The organism is Micromonospora sp. NPDC005174 (assembly GCF_040608495.1).
GTDB lineage: Bacteria > Actinomycetota > Actinomycetes > Mycobacteriales > Micromonosporaceae > Micromonospora.
On record NZ_JBEXIJ010000049.1, the window covers coordinates 19,164 to 37,507 of the forward strand.

The 18,344-nt window shown below is 74.2% G+C and carries 15 protein-coding genes; 3 read left to right on the forward strand and 12 right to left on the reverse strand.

All coding sequences use genetic code 11. The features are described from left to right. Positions 1–20: 20 nt before the first annotated feature. The 5 genes from ABZU91_RS31260 to recN form a co-directional block, all read right to left on the reverse strand. On the reverse strand, positions 21–1,712 hold the full coding sequence (locus ABZU91_RS31260) for a lipid II flippase MurJ (protein ID WP_355248404.1): 1,692 nt from the start codon (positions 1,710–1,712) through the stop codon (positions 21–23). A gap of 1 nt (position 1,713) precedes the next feature. Further along, on the reverse strand, positions 1,714–2,580 hold the full coding sequence (locus ABZU91_RS31265; protein ID WP_355248407.1) for a hypothetical protein: 867 nt from the start codon (positions 2,578–2,580) through the stop codon (positions 1,714–1,716). Between the two features lie 43 nt (positions 2,581–2,623). Beyond that, positions 2,624–3,565 carry a copper transporter gene (locus ABZU91_RS31270; protein ID WP_355248410.1) on the reverse strand — a complete coding sequence of 314 codons (942 nt, stop codon included), beginning with the start codon at positions 3,563–3,565 and terminating at the stop codon, positions 2,624–2,626. Positions 3,566–3,592: 27 nt separating this feature from the next. Further along, positions 3,593–4,771: a putative cytokinetic ring protein SteA gene (steA, locus tag ABZU91_RS31275; RefSeq protein ID WP_355248413.1), complete on the reverse strand. Its 1,179-nt coding sequence runs from the start codon at positions 4,769–4,771 to the stop codon at positions 3,593–3,595. Between the two features lie 119 nt (positions 4,772–4,890). Further along, positions 4,891–6,648: a DNA repair protein RecN gene (gene recN / locus ABZU91_RS31280; RefSeq protein ID WP_355248415.1), complete on the reverse strand. Its 1,758-nt coding sequence runs from the start codon at positions 6,646–6,648 to the stop codon at positions 4,891–4,893. A gap of 102 nt (positions 6,649–6,750) precedes the next feature. On the opposite strand from recN, the gene ABZU91_RS31285 reads away from it, so the two are divergent. Next, a complete protein-coding gene (locus ABZU91_RS31285) occupies positions 6,751–7,767 on the forward strand; it encodes a helix-turn-helix domain-containing protein (RefSeq protein WP_355248417.1) in 1,017 nt (338 codons plus the stop codon). 53 nt (positions 7,768–7,820) lie between these two features. Here ABZU91_RS31285 and ABZU91_RS31290 read toward each other — a convergent pair whose 3' ends face one another. From ABZU91_RS31290 to ABZU91_RS31310, 5 genes are all read right to left on the reverse strand, one after another. Further along, positions 7,821–11,540 (reverse strand): S8 family peptidase, encoded by a 3,720-nt coding sequence (locus tag ABZU91_RS31290; protein ID WP_355248420.1) that lies wholly within the window; start codon positions 11,538–11,540, stop codon positions 7,821–7,823. A gap of 158 nt (positions 11,541–11,698) precedes the next feature. Continuing rightward, positions 11,699–12,583 carry an NAD kinase gene (locus tag ABZU91_RS31295; protein ID WP_355248448.1) on the reverse strand — a complete coding sequence of 295 codons (885 nt, stop codon included), beginning with the start codon at positions 12,581–12,583 and terminating at the stop codon, positions 11,699–11,701. 85 nt (positions 12,584–12,668) lie between these two features. Continuing rightward, entirely contained in the window at positions 12,669–13,523 is an 855-nt protein-coding gene (locus ABZU91_RS31300; RefSeq protein ID WP_355248423.1) for a TlyA family RNA methyltransferase, read from the reverse strand. Between the two features lie 37 nt (positions 13,524–13,560). After that, positions 13,561–13,839, reverse strand: a complete 279-nt coding sequence (locus ABZU91_RS31305) for a hypothetical protein (protein WP_355248426.1) — start codon at positions 13,837–13,839, stop codon at positions 13,561–13,563. Next, positions 13,836–14,507, reverse strand: a complete 672-nt coding sequence (locus tag ABZU91_RS31310; protein ID WP_355248429.1) for a hypothetical protein — start codon at positions 14,505–14,507, stop codon at positions 13,836–13,838. Before ABZU91_RS31310 ends, ABZU91_RS31305 begins: the two co-directional genes overlap by 4 nt. A 110-nt stretch (positions 14,508–14,617) precedes the next feature. Between ABZU91_RS31310 and ABZU91_RS31315 the strand changes: the two genes are divergently transcribed. After that, on the forward strand, positions 14,618–14,956 hold the full coding sequence (locus ABZU91_RS31315; RefSeq protein ID WP_355248432.1) for an SCP2 sterol-binding domain-containing protein: 339 nt from the start codon (positions 14,618–14,620) through the stop codon (positions 14,954–14,956). 98 nt (positions 14,957–15,054) lie between these two features. Here the strand turns inward: ABZU91_RS31315 and ABZU91_RS31320 are convergent, their stop codons facing one another. Together ABZU91_RS31320 and ABZU91_RS31325 are read right to left on the reverse strand one after the other, a co-directional pair. Next, complete coding sequence (locus ABZU91_RS31320; RefSeq protein WP_355248435.1) at positions 15,055–16,080, reverse strand: HAD-IIA family hydrolase; 1,026 nt, start codon at positions 16,078–16,080, stop codon at positions 15,055–15,057. Next, on the reverse strand, positions 16,077–17,096 hold the full coding sequence (locus ABZU91_RS31325) for a hypothetical protein (RefSeq protein ID WP_355248451.1): 1,020 nt from the start codon (positions 17,094–17,096) through the stop codon (positions 16,077–16,079). Before ABZU91_RS31325 ends, ABZU91_RS31320 begins: the two co-directional genes overlap by 4 nt. Here ABZU91_RS31325 and ABZU91_RS31330 point away from each other — a divergent pair. Continuing rightward, positions 17,085–18,344: hypothetical protein (locus tag ABZU91_RS31330; protein ID WP_355248437.1), on the forward strand; the 1,260-nt coding region annotated here is incomplete at its 3' end. The two genes, ABZU91_RS31325 and ABZU91_RS31330, sit on opposite strands and share 12 nt — an antisense overlap.

The window sequence follows — 18,344 nt, forward strand, 5'->3', positions numbered from 1 at the left end:
CCGGTTGGTGTTGACAACGCTCACCGAACCGCCGTCTCCTTCCCGTCGCCCCGCTCCGGGGGAACCGCGCCCGGTGTCGACGTACCGGCCCGGCCCGCCTGGCCCCGCCGGAGGCGGCGCACCACCCCGGTCAGCAGCGGCCGCACGTCCCGTCGGTCGACGAACCAGACCACGACGAGGAACACGACACCGACCAGGACCCCGGACAGCATGCCCTGACCGAGCGCCACGGCCGTCGTCGGGGTGCCACCGTCCAGTCTGTCGAGCCAGCGGCTGAGGCCCAGCCCGGCGAGCGCGGCGAGCAGCCCGGCGAGGAGACCGGCCGCGCCGGCGCGCGCCGCACCGGCCAGCGCGGGCGCGCCCGCGGCGCGCCCGACCGCGGCGACCAGCAGCACACCGAGCACCACCATGCCCACCGAGTTCGCGGACGTCACGGCGAGCACCCGGTCGGTCAACGGCAGGAGCCTGCCGAGCAGCAGGACCGCGGCGGGCACCACGAGGAAGCCGACGGCGGTCGCCACCGTCGCCGCACGGGTCTGCCCGCGCGCGTAGAGCGCCCGGGTGAGGATCGCGAAGAGTCCGTACCCGACCAGGCCCGGGGCGTACCCGATGATCGCCGCGGCGGCGGTCGGCGCGGTGGACGCGGGAAAGAAGAAGTGCCCGATCGGGCCTGCGGTCCCGACCAGGGCGGCCGCGCCGAGGCAACTGAACAGCAGCACCCCGCGCACTGCCGGTGCCAGGGTCGCCCGGTAGGAGTCCTCGTCGCCGGCCGAGCGGGCCGCCGCGAGGGTCGGGTAGGCGGCCACGGCCAGCGGCACCGCCAGCACCGCCCACGGCAGCAGGTAGACGGTCTGCGCCAGGTTGTAGACGCCGGGGTTGCTGCGCGCGCCCGCGGTCACCTGGTTCAGGCTGACGATCAGGGCGATCTGCTGCGTGGTGACCGTGACCGCGCCCGCCACCGCCAGAGCGCCGACCCGGCCCCGCGCGTCGGCGGGGAAACCGAACCCGGGCCGCGCCCCCAGGCGTAGCCGGCGGACCGGGATGAGCAGCGACAGCGACAGCACCACCACGCCCAGGGTGGTGCCGGCGGAGAGCAGCACCTCGCCGCTCGGGCTCACCCCGGCGACCGTGGCGTACCGGCCCTGGGTGGCCGTGAACCCGAGGTAGACGACGATCACCGTGAGGCTGGACAGCAGCGGAGCCAGCACCGGCCAGGCGAACCGGCGGTGCGCCTGGAGCACACCGGTGAGCACGATGCCGACCCCGTACAGCGGTAGCTGCGGCGCGAAGATGCGCAGCATCCGTACGCCGCTGTGCTGCTGGGCGTCGGTGAGGTGGTGCCCAAGCGAGTCGACCACCGGACCGGCGAACAGCGCCACGAGCAGTGCGAGCGGCACCAGCAGGGCCAGTGTCCAGGTCAGCAGCGCGCCGGTGGTCCGGGCGACAGCCGTACGGTCACCGGCCTCGACCGCCGATGCGAGCAGCGGTACGACGAGGCTGGCCAGTGCGCCACCGGCGACGATCTCGAAGATGAAGTTCGGCACGGCGTTGGCCACCACGTACGCGCCACCGAGGTCGGTGTTCCCGAGGCTCCAGGTGAACAGGGCGGTCCGGCCGAAGCCGGCGAGCCGGCTGAACACGGTGAGGACGGCGATGAGCGCGGCTGCCCCGGCAAGCCGGCCGACGCCGGCGAGGGGTGCGGGTCTGGTCACGTCAGTCGGCGCGTCGACCCAGTGCGTCGAGTTCCCGCAGCCCCGGGGTCCGCTGGATCACCGCCGTGAAGCTGACCTTCTCGCTGGCGGCGGTGAGCCCGGCCAGCACGGCGAGCAGGCCCGCGCGGCCCAGCGGGCCGCTCCGGGCGGCCAGCGCGACGCCGAGCAGCGCGCCGAGCGCGTTCGCGCCGCTGTCGCCGACCATGACGTCCTCGGACAGGTCGTCGCCGAGCAGGCCGGCGGCGGCACCGGCGGCACCGGCGGCGATCCCGCCGTGCGGGCCACCCGCCAGCGGGGCGCCCAGCAGCAGCCCGGACTTGATGGCCCGGCCGGGCCGCAGGTCGAGCAGGTTGAGCAGGTTGGCGGTGCCCGCGATCACGCCGGCGCCGAGCAGCACGTCGACGCCCCGGCCGAACGCGCCGTGCCGCTGCCGGCGCGGGTGCGCGGCGACGCGGGGGTCGGCGGCGAGCAGCGCGGCGGCGCCCAGCCCGGCCGCGCCCACCCCGACGACCTTGACGAGCCCGGCGGTGACGCGGCCCTCGCGCAGCGCGGCGAGGTGCCCGGCGAAGCCCTTGGCCGCCTTCTGCTCCGGGCGCGCCCCGACCACGTCGTCGTAGAGGCCGACACCGCCGGCGCCGAGGCCGGCGACCAGGGCAGCGCCACCGGAGGCGGCGCTGGTGGCGCCGAACACGCCAGCGGCGGTCGCGCCGGCGGCGAGCGCCGGCCCGGCGGCGAGGGTCACGGTCCGACCGCGGAAGTTGGTGCGTTCCAGCGCCGGACCCACCGGGGCGGTCCGCACCTCGCGCAGCGCGTACCGGGCGGCGGCGGCGCCGGCGGCGGCGATCAGCAGCCGACCCAGCGTGCTCATGCCGGCACCTCGTCGATTACGGACACGGCGGTACGTCGTTCGCTCACTGGGGCAGTCTAGGCAGCAGGGACGCGGCGTTGTCGCCGACGCCGTACTGGCCGGCCTTCTTCTCGGTGAGCTGCTGCACCAGGGCCAGGCTGGTGACCAGTTGACCCTGCACGGTGTTGGCGTTGTCGACGGTCGAGATGGTCTGCGCCAGCACCGGGTCACCCCGGACCACGGACACCACGTTGTCGCCGGCGGAGCCGTTGCCGCCCACCACGATCGCCCCGGTCCGGTCGAACTGTTCGGCGATCTTGACGACCGACTCGTCCCGCTTCTCGGAGTCCTTGTCGACGTACGGCTGGCCGCTGACCACGACGACCGCCTCCGCCGGGCCGGTGACCTTGTTGTTGTCGGTGGTCAGGTAACCGGCGTTGTTGTACGCGGCGAGCACCGCCCGCCGGTCGGCGTCGCTGACCGCGGCGGTGCCCTGGGCCCGGTCCAGCAGGACGCTGGCCAACAGCGCGCTGGACGTCTCCACGCCGTGTCCGTTGCCCGGCAGGCCGGTGGTCTGCGCGGTCGGGCGGGCGGCGGTGACGGCCAGCTCCAGCAGGTTCGAGTTGTTGTCCGGGTTGAGGAACTTGTCCTGCAGGTCGACCCGGCCGGTGATGGTGGCGCCGGCGAGCTGGAGCTTCTTGAGCACGCCCTCGGTGTGGTCGCGCCCGTTGGGCAGGCTGAGCACCACCACCCGGCGTCCGCTGAGAGTGCCCGGCAGGACGACCTGGGACATCTCCTCGGCGAACTCCTCCTCCAGGCCGAGCTGCTTCTCCATGTTGGCGACCTGCTGACGCCACTGCTGGTTGTCCTTGCGCAGCCCGGTGACCTGCTGCTTGAGCGAGTCGGCGACCGGGCCGTTGAGGGCGGCTGTGCCGACCACCAGGCCGATCGCCAGAGCCAGGAAGACCGCGGTGAGGGACACCACGTGGTAGCGGAAGTTGATCACGCTTGCAGCCTCTTGATCGCTCGGGAACTAGAAGAGCCGGTACAGCTGGAACACGAAATTGTCCCACCACTCGGCGACCACACCCAGGTACGCCTTGCCGACCGTGGAGACCGCCACCGCCGAGGCCATCGCCGCGATCGCCGACAGCACCAGCAGCAGCAACGACGAGCCGGAGATGCTCTGCCGGTAGAGCCGGCTCACGCCCTTGGCGTCGACCAGCTTGCCGCCGACCTTCAACCGGGTCAGGAACGTCGAGGCCATGCCGCCGCGCCCCTTGTCCAGGAACTCGACGAGGGTGGCGTGGGTGCCGACCGCGACCAGCAGGGAGGCGCCCTTCTCGTCGGCCAGCAGCATCGCCAGGTCCTCGCTGGTCGCCGCGGCCGGGAAGGTGATCGCCGGGACGCCGAGCCCGTTGACCCGGGGCAGACCGGGCGCCCGCCCGTCGGGGTAGGCGTGCACGATCACCTCGGCGCCGCAGCGCAACACGTCGTCGGTGACCGAATCCATGTCCCCGATGATCATGTCGGGGGTGTACCCGGCCTCGACCAGCGCGTCCGCGCCGCCGTCCACGCCGATCAGCACCGGCTTGAACTCCCGGATGTACGGGCGCAGCACGTCCAGGTCGGCCTTGTAGTCGTAACCGCGCACCACGATCAGGCAGTGCCGGCCCTGCATCTGGGTCTGGATGTCCGGTACGCCCACGCCGTCGAGCAGCAGGTCGCGTTCCTGGCGCAGGTAGTCCATGGTGTTGGCGGCGAACGCCTCCAACTGCACCGACAGCCCCTCCCGGGCGTCGGCCATCGCCTTGGCGACCGACTCGGCGTCCTGGAGTGCGCCGTGCGCCACCGGCTCCTCGCCGGCGAACACCGTGTTGCCCTCGATGCGTACCCGGTCGCCCTCGCGGATGCGCTCGAAGACGCCCTCGCCGAGATCGTCCAGGAGCGGGATGCCGGCGGCGATCAGCACCTCCGGCCCGAGGTTCGGGTAGCGCCCGGAGACGGACGGTTTGGCGTTGAGCACCGCGGCGACACCGACAGCGACCAACGAGTCGGCCGCCACCCGGTCCAGGTCGACGTGGTCGATGACCGCGATGTCACCGGGACGAAGCCGGCCGACCAGGCGTTTCGTCCGGCGGTCAAGGCGCGCGGTGCCGAGGACTCTGCCCGGTTCGGCGTTCCGGTTCCGGCGCAACGTGGGTAGACGCATCGTGACCATCCTGGCATGTGAGGCAGGCTTTTCTGTCGCGACATGCCTGAGCAGGGCCGCCTACCCAGGGAAGCACACGCCGGCGCGAGCCGGTGTGCTTGCGCCCACAATACGCGGCGTCACAACCGCCTCTCCTTCGCCGCGACCGCCAGAAGCTCCTCGGCGTGAGCGATACCCAGATCCGAATCGGGCAAACCGGCCAGCATGCGGGCCAGTTCCCGGGCGCGCTCGGTGTCCTCCACGACCCGAACGCCGCTGGTCGTCACCGCGCCGCCGGTGTCCTTCGCCACCACGAGATGCCGGTCGGCGAACGCGGCCACCTGCGGCAGGTGCGTGACGACCAACACCTGGTGGCTGCGGGCCAGCCGGGCCAGCCGGCGACCGATCTCCACCGCGGCCTGACCGCCGACCCCCGCGTCGACCTCGTCGAAGACGAGCGTCGGCGGGCCGCCCGAGCCGGCGAACACCACCTCGATGGCGAGCATCACCCGGGACAGCTCACCGCCGGAGGCGCCACGCTGCAACGGCAGCGAGGGCGCGCCCGGATGGGCCAACAACCGCAACTCCACCTCGTCGCCGCCGTCGGCCGCGACGCCCACCTCGACGCCGTTGACCGTCAACGTCGGCTCGGACCGCCCCGCCGGTCGAGGCAGCACCGCCACCTCGATCCGCGCGTGCGGCATCGCCAGACCGGCCAGCTCGACGGTGACCTGGTCGGCGAAGCGGACCGCCGCCTCCTGCCGGGACACCGACACCCGGGCGGCCAGGTCGGCCACCTCCGCGGCCAACCGCTGCCCCTCCCGATCCAACTCGTCGAGCAGATCGTCGGAGGTGTCCAGGTCGGACAGTCGGGTGCGGGCCCGCGCGGCCCAGGCGACGACACCGTCGACGTCGTCGGCGTACTTGCGGGTCAACGTGCGCAACGCGGCCCGCCGCTCGTAGACGTGCTGCAGGCGTGCCGGGTCCGCGTCGAGCGTCGCCAGGTACGCCGACAGCTCCGCCGACACGTCGGTGACCAGGGTGGCCGCCTCCTCCAGGCGGGCCGCCAGCTCACCCAGCGCCGGGTCGGTGCCGGCCTGCGCCTCCAGGGTGCGCCGGGCCGTGCCGAGCAGCGACGCCGCGTCCGGTGTCTCGTCGGCCGCGTCCGCGCCGCCCGCCACGCACTGCTGGGCGAGCTGCGCGGCCGTCCGCAGACCCTCGGCGTGCTCCAGCCGCTGCGCCTCGGTCTTGAGGTCGTCGTCCTCGCCGGGCTGCGGGTCGACACGGGTGATCTCGTCGAGGCCGAGCCGCAGCAGGTCGGCCTCCTGGCTGCGCTCGCGGGCGTTGCGCCGCCGGTCGGCCAGGTCGTCGACGATCCGCCGCCAACCGGTGTACGCCTCGCGCAGCGCGTCGAGCAGCTTCTCGTGCGCCGGCCCGGCGAACCGGTCCAGGGCGGCCCGCTGCTCGGCCGGACGCAGCAGCCGCAGCTGGTCGGACTGGCCGTGCACGGCCACCGCCTGCTCGCCGACCTCGCCGAGCATCGACACGGGCATGCTCCGGCCACCCAGGTGGGCCCGCGAGCGGCCCTCCACCGTCACCGTACGGCTCAGCAGCAGCGAGCCGTCCTCGTCGGGCTCGCCACCGGCGTCGCCGATCCGGGCGTGCACCGTGTCGGCGACGCGACCGGAGAGGCGCAGCCGCCCCTCGACCACGGCCCGGCCCGGCTGGGCACGCACCCGCCCGGCGTCGGCCCGGCCGCCGAAGAGCAGACCGAGGCCGGTGACCACCATCGTCTTGCCGGCACCGGTCTCGCCGGTGATGACGTTCATCCCGCCGGCCAACGGCAGGGTGGTGTCCTCGATGACGCCGAGTCCGGTGATGCGCAGCTCTTCCAGCACAGCACCCGACAGTAGACGCGAGGGCCGACACTTGACCAGCCGACGGGCCTCACCACCGGGTCCCGCTGCGGTCGGCACCCGTCCGACGTACAGTCTTGCCCCGTGTTGGACGTGATCGGCCTGACCCCCGCCGAGGAGGAGCTCTACCGCTGCCTGCTCCAGCTCACCACGGCCCGCCTCGACGAGTTGGTCGGCCGGCTGGGACGACCCCGGGCGCAGGTCGTCGAGCAGGTCGAGGCGCTGCGGGCCAAGGGTCTCGTGCAGCCCACCGACAACGACCCGGACGCCCCGCTGCGCCCGACCGCCCCGGACGTCGCCCTCGGCGCGACGTTGCTGCGCCGCCAGGAGGACCTGGAGGCCGCCCGCCGACGGGTCACCCAACTGGCCGAGGAGTACCGCTCCGGGCTGCGCCGCCACCACGTCGACCACCTGGTCGAGGTGATCCGCGGTGGCCGGATGCTGCGCGACCGGCTGCGTGACCTGCAGAACTCGGCCCGCGAGGAGGTGCTGTGGTTCTGCCGGGCCAACCCTCTCGCGATGGCCGGCCCGGAGAACGTCGAGGAATTCGACGCCCTCGCTCGTGGGGTGAGCTACCGGGCCATCTACGAACGGGACCTGCTGCTCGAACCCGGCGCGCTGGCCGACCTGGCCAAGGGGGTCGCCGCCGGTGAGCAGGCCCGGGTGCTGGACCGCCTGCCCGTCCGACTGGCCATCGTGGACGCCCGTACCGCCATCTGTCCGCTGGTGCCCGACCGCCACGGTGGCGAGCCGAGCGCCGCGGTGATCGGCCGCAGCCAACTGCTCGACGCGTTGCTGGCCCTCTTCGAGAGTCACTGGCGGACGGCGCCCCGGCTGCGACTCGACGACCCGCTCGCCGTCGCGCCGACCGAGCACCGGCGCGACGAGGACGACCGTCCGGCCGACGGCTACCGGCCCGACGCCGACGAGGCCCGGTTGCTGTCGCTCTTCGTGGCCGGCGTGCCGGACAAGTCCATCGCCTCCCAGCTCGGTGTGAGCCGCCGGACCGTACAGCGCCGCCTCGCCGACCTGATGGACGCGGCCGGCGTGGACACCCGGCCGGGGCTGGCGTTCCAGGTCGCCCGGCGCGGCTGGCTCTGACGACGCGACCGGGCCCGCCGTCGGAGTCGACGGCGAGCCCGGTCGATCACCGTTCAGCGCAGGCCGTACGCCCGCAGCACCGTCTGGTCGACGCTGTCACCGGCCCCATCGGCGGCATGCACCCGCAGCGACACCGTTCCGCGTCCGGCCGGCACGGTCGCCGTGTACCGGGTGCCCGCCCCTCGGGTCGGCACGGACCGCCAGGTGACGCCTTCGTCGAAGGAGACCTGCACGGTCAGGCTGGTGCCCGTCGGCGCGGGCGCCCCGGCGGGCTGGCGCAGGGTCAACCCCACCTGGTGCGACCGGTTGCCGGGCACGGTTCCGAGCAGGTCCGCCGGCACCCGGTAGTCCACCTGTAGCAGCGACAGCGGAGTGGCCGCGGCATTTGCCGGACGGGCCGAGGTGAACTGCCACGCCGTGTCCGTCCGGGTGGCGTAGCGCCACTCGTCCGAGGCCCGCCGCGTGGTGACGTCGAGGCGGTAGCGGGCCGCCCCGGCGGTGGTCCGCACCGGCGCCCAGCCGTCGGACAGGTCGGCGATCTGCTGACCGTCCCGGCTGAGGCGGGCCTCGACGGTGTCCGACTCCTCGCTGTTGCCCGCCACCGTGTAGTGCCCGTCGGCGTCGACGAACTCGGGCACCCGTACGTCGAGGCTGTCGCCCGTGCGCGTGGGCACCGGCGCCCCGCTGGCCGGTACGGCCGGACGCACCAGCGGCGCGTGCCAGGTCTCGGTCTCGCGGTCGTCGGCGGCGTACCGCCGGGGCTCCTGGGTGAGGCCGCCGCTCAACTGCCCCCACTGCATGAACATCTGCTTGTGCAGCACCCGGTGCTGCCACCAGTTGTCCCCCGCGCTGACGAACTCCTGCCGGGTGGTCCCGTTGTGGACGAGACGCTGGTCGTCGTTCCAGGCGTACTCCTGCCAGGGACGCCAGCCGAATCGCTCCTCGGTGGCCCAGCCCGCGCCCGTGTCGCCGTACCGCGCGGTCACCTCGGCGGTGTTCTTCGCGGTGACCGTGTGCACGACGCGCTCCGGCACCCGCCCCTTCGACACCTGCCACACGTCGTACAGGTAGGGGCTGTCCACGGTCAGCGTCAGGTCCAGCGTCGCGCGACCCGTGCGGGCCGACGCGATCAGTCGCTGCCCGTCGTCGTACGCGACCACCATCGCCGGGATCGGCAGCCGCTCCCCGTCCGGCCGCCACACCGTCCACGCGCTCTGGTCCTGCGGGCGGACGATCAGCACCGCCGCCGCGCCGGCTGCCGCAGCCGCGGCCACCTGCTCGTCCTCGCTGCGGTTCGGGTCGGTGGCGAGCAGCACGGCCGCGCCCCGCACCCGGGCCAGCTCGGCCGGGGTTCCGGTGCCCGCCCAGACCAGCGGAAGCTTCCGTCGCCCGGACGGTGCCGGGGACGCGCCCAGCAGGTTGATGTCCGACGGTCCGGACACGCCGGAGACCCGGGCGTCCACCATGGGCGCGACGAGCTGCCAGCGGGAGGCGAACTCGAACTCGCCCTGGCGCACCGGACGGGTCGGCGTGACGTTCACCTGCTGGACGCTGCTGTAGGCCATGACGCCGTGGTCGATCTGCCGGCCGTTGCCCAACACCCGGTGGACGTAGAAGCTGAGCGTCGCGCGTTGCTCGCTGGGCTTGGGCGTCTCGACGCGTACCGGCGTGCCCCTACGGGCGTCGAGCACGACGGTCAGGTCCCGGTCGACGGTCAGCTCGGGTTCGACGGCCTGGGTCAACTGCTCGTCCAGGGGAGCGCCGTGCTCGACAAGCGCGGTCAGCAGGTAGGTGCCCTCCTCGACCCGCAGCGTGCCCTCCTCGGGCCACCAGCCCCAGTAGTCCGACTCGGGCTGCTCACCGAAGAGGGTCAGGGCGGGCGAGAGGGTCGGCTGACCCTGCCGACCCAGCACCTTGATCGTCAGGTCGTGCAGCGCGCCGCTCACGGTGAGCCCCACCGGGGTACGCACGGCGACGCCGTCCGCGCCGGTCGCCACCAGAGCGCCACCGTGCGGGCCCCGGTTCAGCTTCGCCGGGTCGGCGCGCAGCGGCACGGCCACGCTGCCGCCCGCCGGCACGGTCACCTCGGCGACGCCGACGGCGACGCCGTCGGTCTCGACCGCCCCGGTGTCCAGGTTGCGCAGCTCCAGGGCCAGGCGCAGGGTCCGCGCAACAGTCGTGCCATTGGTGTACGTCACACTCCGCTCGGCCACCGCGCCACCGGTGGAGACCCGGCCGAAGTCGGCGGTGGCCGACGCGTACACCCGTTGGGTCAGCGCCCGAGCCACGTCGACCCGGCCGCCGCCCTGCTCGAAGACGGTCAGCGCCGGGTTCGCCTTCGTGGTGCTGACCAGCGCGTCCTTGAGAGTGCCGGCGGTCCAGTCCGGGTGGTCCTGGGCGAGGATCGCCGCCGCGCCCGCCACGTGCGGGGTGGCCATCGACGTCCCGGACGCTGCGGTGTAGACGTCGTCGACCGGCGTACCCATTGTGGTGCCGGCGGCCCGCGCGGCGACGATGCCCACGCCCGGCGCGGTGATCTCGGGTTTGATGCCGTTGTCGCCCACGCGCGGCCCCCGGCTGGAGAAGTCCGCCAGGTTGTCGGCGCGGTCGACAGCGCCCACGGTGAGCGCCGCAGTGGCCGCGCCCGGCGCGTTGACGCTCCGCGCCGTCCCCGAGTTGCCGGCGGCGATCACGAACAGCGCGCCGGTCTCGGCGGTGAGGTCGTTCACCGCCTGGCTCATCGGGTCGGTGCCGTCGGTCGGGCCGCCGCCGAGGCTCATGCTGACGACCTTCGCGCCGGAGTGGGCGGCCCACTCCATCCCGGCGATGATCGCCGAGTCGTAGCCGGAGCCGCCGTCGTCGAGCACCTTGCCGACGAGCAGCCGCGCGCCCGGGGCGACGCCCTTGCGCAGCCCAGCGGACGCCTCGCCGCCGCCCGCGATGGTGGCGGCGACGTGGGTGCCGTGGCCGTGGCCGTCACGGGCGCTACCGCTGCCGGAGAAGTCCCGCGCCTCGGCGATCCGGCCGGCCAGGTCAGGGTGGGTGGCGTCGACACCCGTGTCGAGCACGGCCACCTTCACGCCGCTGCCGTCGCGCCCGGCCGCCCACGCGGTAGGGGCGCCGATCTGCGGAACGCTGTGCTCCAACGTCGGGCGCACCCGCCCGTCCAGCCACACACGGGCGATACCGCCGCCGAGCCGGGGCGCTGCGGCCGTGGTCCGGGACGTCGGCGCGCCGGCGAGCGTGGTCCACAGGCCACCGAGGTCGGCCTTGCCGACCCGCATCGCAGCGCCGTTGATGCTCTCCAGGGGCCGGGCGTCGGTGACCCCGCCGAGCGGTCGGACCCGGCCGGCGGCCGGCTCCTGGTAGCGCACGATCAGCGGCAGTGTGCCCCGCGCCGCGTCCCCGTAGCCGTCGGCGGCCAGCTCCTGCACGTCGAACAGGTTGGCGTCCAGGACGCCGCTGGAGATGTACGGCGCGACGTCGCTGGGCAGCACCCGCAGCCCGCCGTCGACCTCCAGGGTCTGGAAGATGATCCGCTCCCGCCCGGGCCCCGGGCGTACGGTCGCGGCGACCCGACCCGGCGCCGCCGGCGACAACTCGACCTGATCGCCGGTGATGAGGGTGATGCGGACGGGCGCGGCGCCCGGGGCGGACGCGCCCAGGCTCGGGCCGGTGGGCCGGACGGGCGGCTCAGCGGACGCCGGCGCGGCGAGGCCGACCACCAGCGCGCCGACCGCGCCGGCGCTGAGCCAGCGGGGGGACCAGTGCATGCGATGCGCTCCTTCACTCCTTCGGGCCCGCCATCCGTGGATGAGGACCGATCGGAGTCTGCGACGCAGCGCACAACCAGGTCACTAGCCTCTCGCCGCCGCAGCGGCGACATGTCGTCAGGTGGACAGCCGCCGGACACCGACGGTGTGTGCCACCGTCACCGGCGGCTGCCCCGCCACCCGTGCACCGGCAGGCCGAACTTGGCGACCAGCCGGTCGGTGAACGGACGCGCACGCAGCCGGACGATGCGCACCGGCAGGGCGCCTCGACGCACCGTCACCCGGGCGCCGGGCGGCAGGTCGTAGACCCGCCGACCGTCGCAGGCGAGCACGGCGAGGGTCGTGAACGGGTCCACGGTGATCACGAACGTCGACGTGGGTGCGGTGACCAGGGGCCGGCTGAACAACGCGTGCGCGCTGATCGGCACCAGCAGCAGGGCCTCCACCTCCGGCCAGACCACCGGACCGCCGCCGGAGAACGCGTACGCGGTGGAACCGGTGGGGGTGGCGCAGACCACGCCGTCGCAGCCGTAGCGGGACAGCGGGCGACCGTCCACGTCGACGAGGAGTTCGAGCATCTGCGCCCGTTCGCCCTTCTCGACGCTGATCTCGTTGAGCGCCCACGACTCGATGGTCGGGCCACCGTCGAACTCGGCCGTGACGTCGAGCGTCAGCCGCTCGTGCACGGTGTAGTTGCGCTCGACGACGTCCCGGACCGCGTGGTCCAGATCGTTGATCTCCGCCTCGGCGAGGAAACCCACCTTGCCGAGGTTGATGCCGAGCAGCGGCGCCTTCGCCGGGCGGGCCAGCTCGGCGGCGCGCAGGAAGGTGCCGTCCCCACCGAGCGCGAAGACGATCTCGGCGCCCTCGGCGGCCTCGGGGCCGGCGACCGGCACCGTCCCGGGCAGGTCGAGGTCCTCGGCCTCCTCGGCGACCACCCGCACCTCGAAGCCCGCGGCGATGAGGTCGGCGGCGACCGACCGGGCGTGCTCGGTGCTGCGCCGACGGCCGGTGTGGGTCACCAGCAGCGCGGTGCGGCTCATCGGGTCGGCCGCCCGTCCGCCGTCGGACGGCATGCCGCCGCACCGGCACGTCCGCGTGCCGTCGTGCGCCGCTCGCTGTACGCGTTCACCCTGCGACCTCCTCCGCCGCCACGCCCGGCACGTCGCCGGCCGTCGTCGGACCGTCCGGCCCGGCGTCCACCACGGCCCGCACCCGCAGCGGGTCTGCCGCTGGCGCGCCCCGGCGCAACCATACGAAGAACTCGACGTTGCCGCTGGGCCCCGGCAGCGGGCTGGCCGCCACGTCCGCCAACCCGAGGCCGAGCTGCGCCGCCGCGTCGGCCACGTCGAGCACCGCCTCGGCACGCAGCGCCGGGTCGCGGACCACGCCGCCCGTCCCGACGCGCTCCTTGCCCACCTCGAACTGCGGCTTCACCATCAGCGCCAGGTCACCGTCGTCACGGGTGCAGCCGGCCAACGCCGGCAGCACCAGCCGCAACGAGATGAACGACAGGTCGGCCACCGTCAGGTCGACCGGGCCGCCGATCGCATCCGGGACGAGGGTACGGACGTTGGTGCGTTCCAGGACCCGAACGCGCTCGTCGGTGCGCAGGGACCAGGCGAGCTGCCCGTAGCCGACGTCGACGGCCACCACCTCGGCGGCGTCGGCGCGCAGCAGCACGTCGGTGAAGCCCCCGGTCGAGGCGCCCGCGTCCAGGCAGCGCCGCCCGGCGACGCGCAGGCCCCCGAACGCGGCCAGCGCACCGGCGAGCTTGTGCCCGCCCCGGGAGACGTACTCCCGGGTCGGGTCCTCGCCGGTGACCAGCAGCGGGTCGGCGGGGTCGACCATCGCGGCGGCCTTGCGCGCGGGTACGCCGCGCAGCTGGACCCGGCCGGCCTCGACCAGCGCGGCGGCCTGCTCACGGGAGCGGGCCAGCCCGCGACGGACGAGTTCGGCGTCCAGCCGGTTGCGACGTGCCATGGGTGTTTCTCCGGTCTGTCGGGCGGGGTCGCCCTGCTCAGGTCTGGTCGATGGTGGCGAGGGTCTCGCGCAGAGTCTCGTAGGCCGCCTCGTACTGCGCGATCTGGTCTGCTGGTGCGAGCGCCGCCGCGTTGTCCATGGCCCGCACGGCGGCGTCGACCGCCGGGTGACCGGCCGCGTCGTCGGCGGCGACCGCCGGATCGGGCGGCGGGGCCGGGCGGGGACCGGCCGGTGGGCTCGGCCGGGCCGCGAACGACCCGGGCGACGGGCCGGGCCGGAAGCCCCCGGGCGGGCCGGGGCGGGTGCCCTCGCTCACGACTCACCGTCCGGGCGGCGCTTGCGGACGGCCTTCTTCGCCGGCATCACCGCCGGAGTCGGGGTGTCGTCAGGCGTGACCGGCGTCGGGGCGTCGGGGCCGGTCCGGCTGATCGTCGCGGGCGGCTTCCTGGCGATGGCCTTCTTCGCGACGGCCTTCTTGGCGATCGCCTTCTTCGCGACGGGCGCGGCGACCTTCTTCGCGACGGGCGCTCCGGCGGGGCCGTCCGACGGCACCAGACCACCGCCGGGCTGCGCCGCGCTGGTCGGGTCGGGCTGCGGCGCGGGCCGCTCGGTGGGCGTGGCCGGCTCCGGGGTGGAGTCGGCCGCCGGGCCGACGGACGGCTTGGTGGCGGGCGGCTCGGTGGCGCGCGCCTCGCGCAGTTGCCGTTCCAGGTCGCGTACCCGCCGGGTCAGCTCAGCCACCTCGTCGGCCGTCGCCAGACCGACCGCGCCGAGGGCCCGGTCGACCTCGAAGCGGACCAGCTTGGTCAACGCCTCCCGGTTGGCGGCGCTGGTGCTGACCAGCTCCTCACCGAGCGCCTGCAGCTGGGCCGCGGTCGCCCCGCCCGTGCCGACGAGACGACGCACCGCGTCCTGGGCCTTCTTCCGGGGCGCCTCCGCCAGGCCCAGGGCCAGTTCGAGGTAGGCGCGCCACGCGTCCTGCATGCCTTCGTCCTTCCATGGGCGGGGTCTGCAGGTGTCACGCTACCGGGCACCCCGGACTGTCCTGTGCGGTACGGTGCCGGGGACGGCGTGGCGATCGGCGAGGGGGACATGTGGCCAGCGTGGACGAGTGCCGGCAGGCGTTGCAGGAGCTGGCCGCCAGGTTGGACCGCAACGCCGAGACGGTCCGTGAGCGCATCGACCTGGAGCGCACCCTTGCCTGCCGGATCACCGACCTGGACACGGCCTTCCACGGACGGATCAGCGGTGGCCGGCTGGTCGATCTGGCCGACGGCGACGACCCGAAGGCCAAGATCGCGCTGAGCACGTCCAGCGACGACCTTCTCGCCCTGGTCCGCGGCGACCTCGACGTCACCAGGGCGGTCACCTCCCGCCGGGTGTCGATCAAGGCCAACCCGTTCGACCTGATGAAGCTGCGCAAGCTGCTCTAGACGGACGCGCCCCACCGCACACGTGAAGCGGCCGGCCGCACGCGTCGGTGGCTGGTCTCATGGCTCCGCGGCCGGCCCTCATGTGTTGGTGGCCGGCCTCAGGCGTCGGTTGCCAGCCCGAAGCTCTTCAGGGCGGCGGTCGCGCCCGGACCCGCTGGGCGGATCGTCGGCACGGTCGGGGTAGCCCAGGCCGCCGCGCACAGGGCGGCCAGCGCGTCCAGCGCCCGGCCGTCGCCGGCCAGCTCCAGCGTCCCGTCGCGGTCCGTCACGGACCACCCGCCGGCGTCCGTCGGGCCCGGGACCCGCACCGCCGCCTCCGGGTCGAAGAGCCCTGCCAGGTCCCGCGCGACGTACGTGGGCCGCCGCCGTGGCTCAGCCGCGAGCAGCTCGGCTACGCCACTGACACCGGTGAGGACGAGCAGACTGTCCAGCCCCGCTCGGCGGGCACCCTCGATGTCGGTGTCCAGCCGGTCCCCGACGACAAGCGCTCTTGCACCGTCGCCGCGCCGGGCAGCGGTCTCGAACAGCGCCGACTCGGGCTTGCCGACGACCAGGTCCGGATCCCGCTCCAGGGCGGTCCGCAGCACCGCGACCAGTGACCCGTTGCCCGGCAGCGGACCACGGGCGCTGGGCAGCGTCCGGTCGGTGTTGGTGGCGACCCAGATCGCGCCGGCCCGCACCGCGACCGACGCCTCGGCCAGCTCGGCCCAACCGACCTGCGGGCCGTAGCCCTGCACCACCGCGGCCGGGTTCTCATCGGCGCGGCTGACCGGGTTCAGCCCGACCGCGCGCAGCTCGGCGCGCAGCGCCTCCGCACCGACCACCAGCACCGACGCGCCCTTGGGCAGCCGGTCCCGCAGCAACTCGGCCGCCGCCGCGGCGGAGGTGAGGACCTCCTCCGGCCGTGCCGGCACGCCCATTCCCGTCAGCAGGTCGGCGACGTCGCTGGATCGGCGTGAGGCGTTGTTGGTCGCGTACGCCACCGTCCGCCCCTCGGCGTGCAGCCGGGCCACCGCATCGACGGCACCGGGAATCGGCCGGTCGATCAGGTAGATCACCCCGTCCAGGTCGAAGACGACCAGGCCGTACCCGTCGATCAGCCGATTCCCGGCGTCCGCGCTCACCGCTGCGTCGACTCCGACTCATCGCCCCGGGTGGGGGCGGTTCCGTCGCCGCTCACCGCGCCGCCACCGTCGCCGGCGGGCGTGGTCGGGGCGGCATCTTCCGTGTCCGGATCGCGGACGTCGTCGTCACCGTCGACATCCTCGTCGTCACCGTCGACATCCTCGGCGTCGGCGTCGGCGTCGACATCCTCGGCGTCGGCGTCGGCGTCCTGCGTCGAGCGGCCGGTGACGTCGTCGAGGACGGCGTCCTCAGCGTCGACGACGCCGTCTTCGTCGTCGTCGAAGTCCTCGTCGTCGGCGTCGAAGTCCTCGTCCTCGTCGTCGGAGTCGTCCTCGTCGTCCTCGTCGTCAGCGGCCAGGTCCGTGTCCGGCTGGGCCGGCACGGAACCGGGCGCACCCGGGCCGGCGGCGATCTCCTCGGTCTCGTCCTCGTCGTCACCCTCGATGAGGACGCCGTCGAGTTCGAGCAGCCGCTCGGCGGCGTCGGTCTCGCCCTCGGTGTCCACGTCGGCGGCGCGGGAGAACCACTCACGGGCCTCCTCACGCCGACCCACGGCGAGCAGCGCGTCGGCATACGCGTACCGAAGTCGCGCCGTCCACGGTGCCGTCGCCTCGTTGGTCAGGTCGGGCACCTGAAGCATCGCTACCGCGGCGTCCTTCTGGCCGAGATCACCACGCGCCCCGGCGGCGACGATCAGCAGCTCGATCGCGACGGCCTGGTCCAGCTTCTCCTGGTCAGCCCCGCGGAACAGGTCGATGGCCCGTTCCGGCCGGCCAAGGGCCCGCTCACAGTCGGCGAGCACAGCCAGGTGGCTCTGCAAGCCGGTCATCCGGTGGTACGTCCGCAGGTCGGCGATGGCGGTCTGCCACTCCCCCGCGTGGTACGCGGCGAGGCCGACCGCCTCACGGACAGCGGAGATGCGCGATGCGAGCCGCCGGGCGGCCAGCGCGTGCGCCAGCGCCTCGGCCGGATCCTCGTCGATCAGCTGACCGGTGGCGACCAGGTGCCGGGCCACGGTCTCGGCGACGGGCTTGTTCAGCGAGAGCAGCTCGGCGCGCACGTCCTTGTCGAGGTCGGTCGCGACGATGTCGTCCGGCAGTGCCGGGGCGCCGACACGCCCACCCTCGGACGACTCCGAGCCCGCGCCACGCTCGTCGCTGCGGTAGTCGCCCTCACGACGTGGCCGCTCGTCGGCCCGGAACCCACCGTCACGGTCGCCACCGCGGAAGCCACCCTCACGACGGTCACCACCGCGGAAGCCGCCCTCACGGGGCGCGTCACCCTGTCGACGGTCACCACCCCGGGAACCGCCATCACGGTCGCCGCCTCGGAAGCCCTCACGGTCGCCGCCACGGAAGCCACCGTCGCGGGGCGCGCCTGGACGCGAGCCGCCGCGGTCGCCGCCACGGAAGCCACCGTCACGGTCGCCGCCCCGGAAGCCACCCTCACGCGGCGGACCGGAACGCCCACGGTCACCGCCACCCTGGTAGCCACCCTCACGGCGGTCACCGCCACCCTGGTAGCCACCCTCACGGCGGTCACCACCACGGAAACCACCCTCACGGTCACCGCCCCGGAAGCCACCCTCGCGGTCGCCGCCACGGAAGCCACCCTCACGCGGCGGACCGGAACGCCCACGGTCACCGCCACCCTGGTAACCACCCTCACGGCGGTCACCACCACGGAAACCACCCTCACGGTCGCCACCACGGAAGCCGCCTTCGCGACGGTCGCCACCACGGAAACCGCCCTCGCGGTCGCCGCCACGGAAGCCACCCTCACGCGGCGGACCGGAACGCCCACGATCGCCGCCACCCTGGTAACCACCCTCACGGCGGTCACCACCACGGAAACCACCCTCACGGTCACCGCCCCGGAAGCCACCCTCGCGACGGTCGCCACCACGGAAACCGCCCTCGCGGTCGCCGCCACGGAAGCCACCCTCACGCGGCGGACCGGAACGCCCACGGTCACCGCCACCCTGGTAACCGCCCTCACGACGGTCGCCGCCACCCTGGTAGCCGCCCTCACGGCGGTCGCCTCCACGGAAGCCACCCTCGCGGTCGCCGCCACGGAAGCCACCCTCGCGCGGCGGACCGGAACGCCCACGGTCACCGCCACCCTGGTAGCCGCCCTCACGACGGTCGCCACCACGGAAACCACCCTCGCGCGGCGCGCCCGGACGGGATCCATCGCGGTCGCCGCCACGGAAACCACCCTCACGACGGTCACCGCCACGGAAACCACCCTCGCGGGACGCGCC

Bases quoted from the DNA above. Each gene is read 5' to 3' on its own strand.
- ABZU91_RS31265 (WP_355248407.1), bottom strand. From the start codon at position 2,580: ATGAGCACGCTGGGTCGGCTGCTGATCGCCGCCGCCGGCGCCGCCGCC.
- steA (WP_355248413.1), bottom strand. From the start codon at position 4,771: ATGCGTCTACCCACGTTGCGCCGGAACCGGAACGCCGAACCGGGCAGA.
- ABZU91_RS31290 (WP_355248420.1), bottom strand. From the start codon at position 11,540: ATGCACTGGTCCCCCCGCTGGCTCAGCGCCGGCGCGGTCGGCGCGCTG.
- ABZU91_RS31295 (WP_355248448.1), bottom strand. From the start codon at position 12,583: ATGAGCCGCACCGCGCTGCTGGTGACCCACACCGGCCGTCGGCGCAGC.
- ABZU91_RS31300 (WP_355248423.1), bottom strand. From the start codon at position 13,523: ATGGCACGTCGCAACCGGCTGGACGCCGAACTCGTCCGTCGCGGGCTG.
- ABZU91_RS31310 (WP_355248429.1), bottom strand. From the start codon at position 14,507: ATGCAGGACGCGTGGCGCGCCTACCTCGAACTGGCCCTGGGCCTGGCG.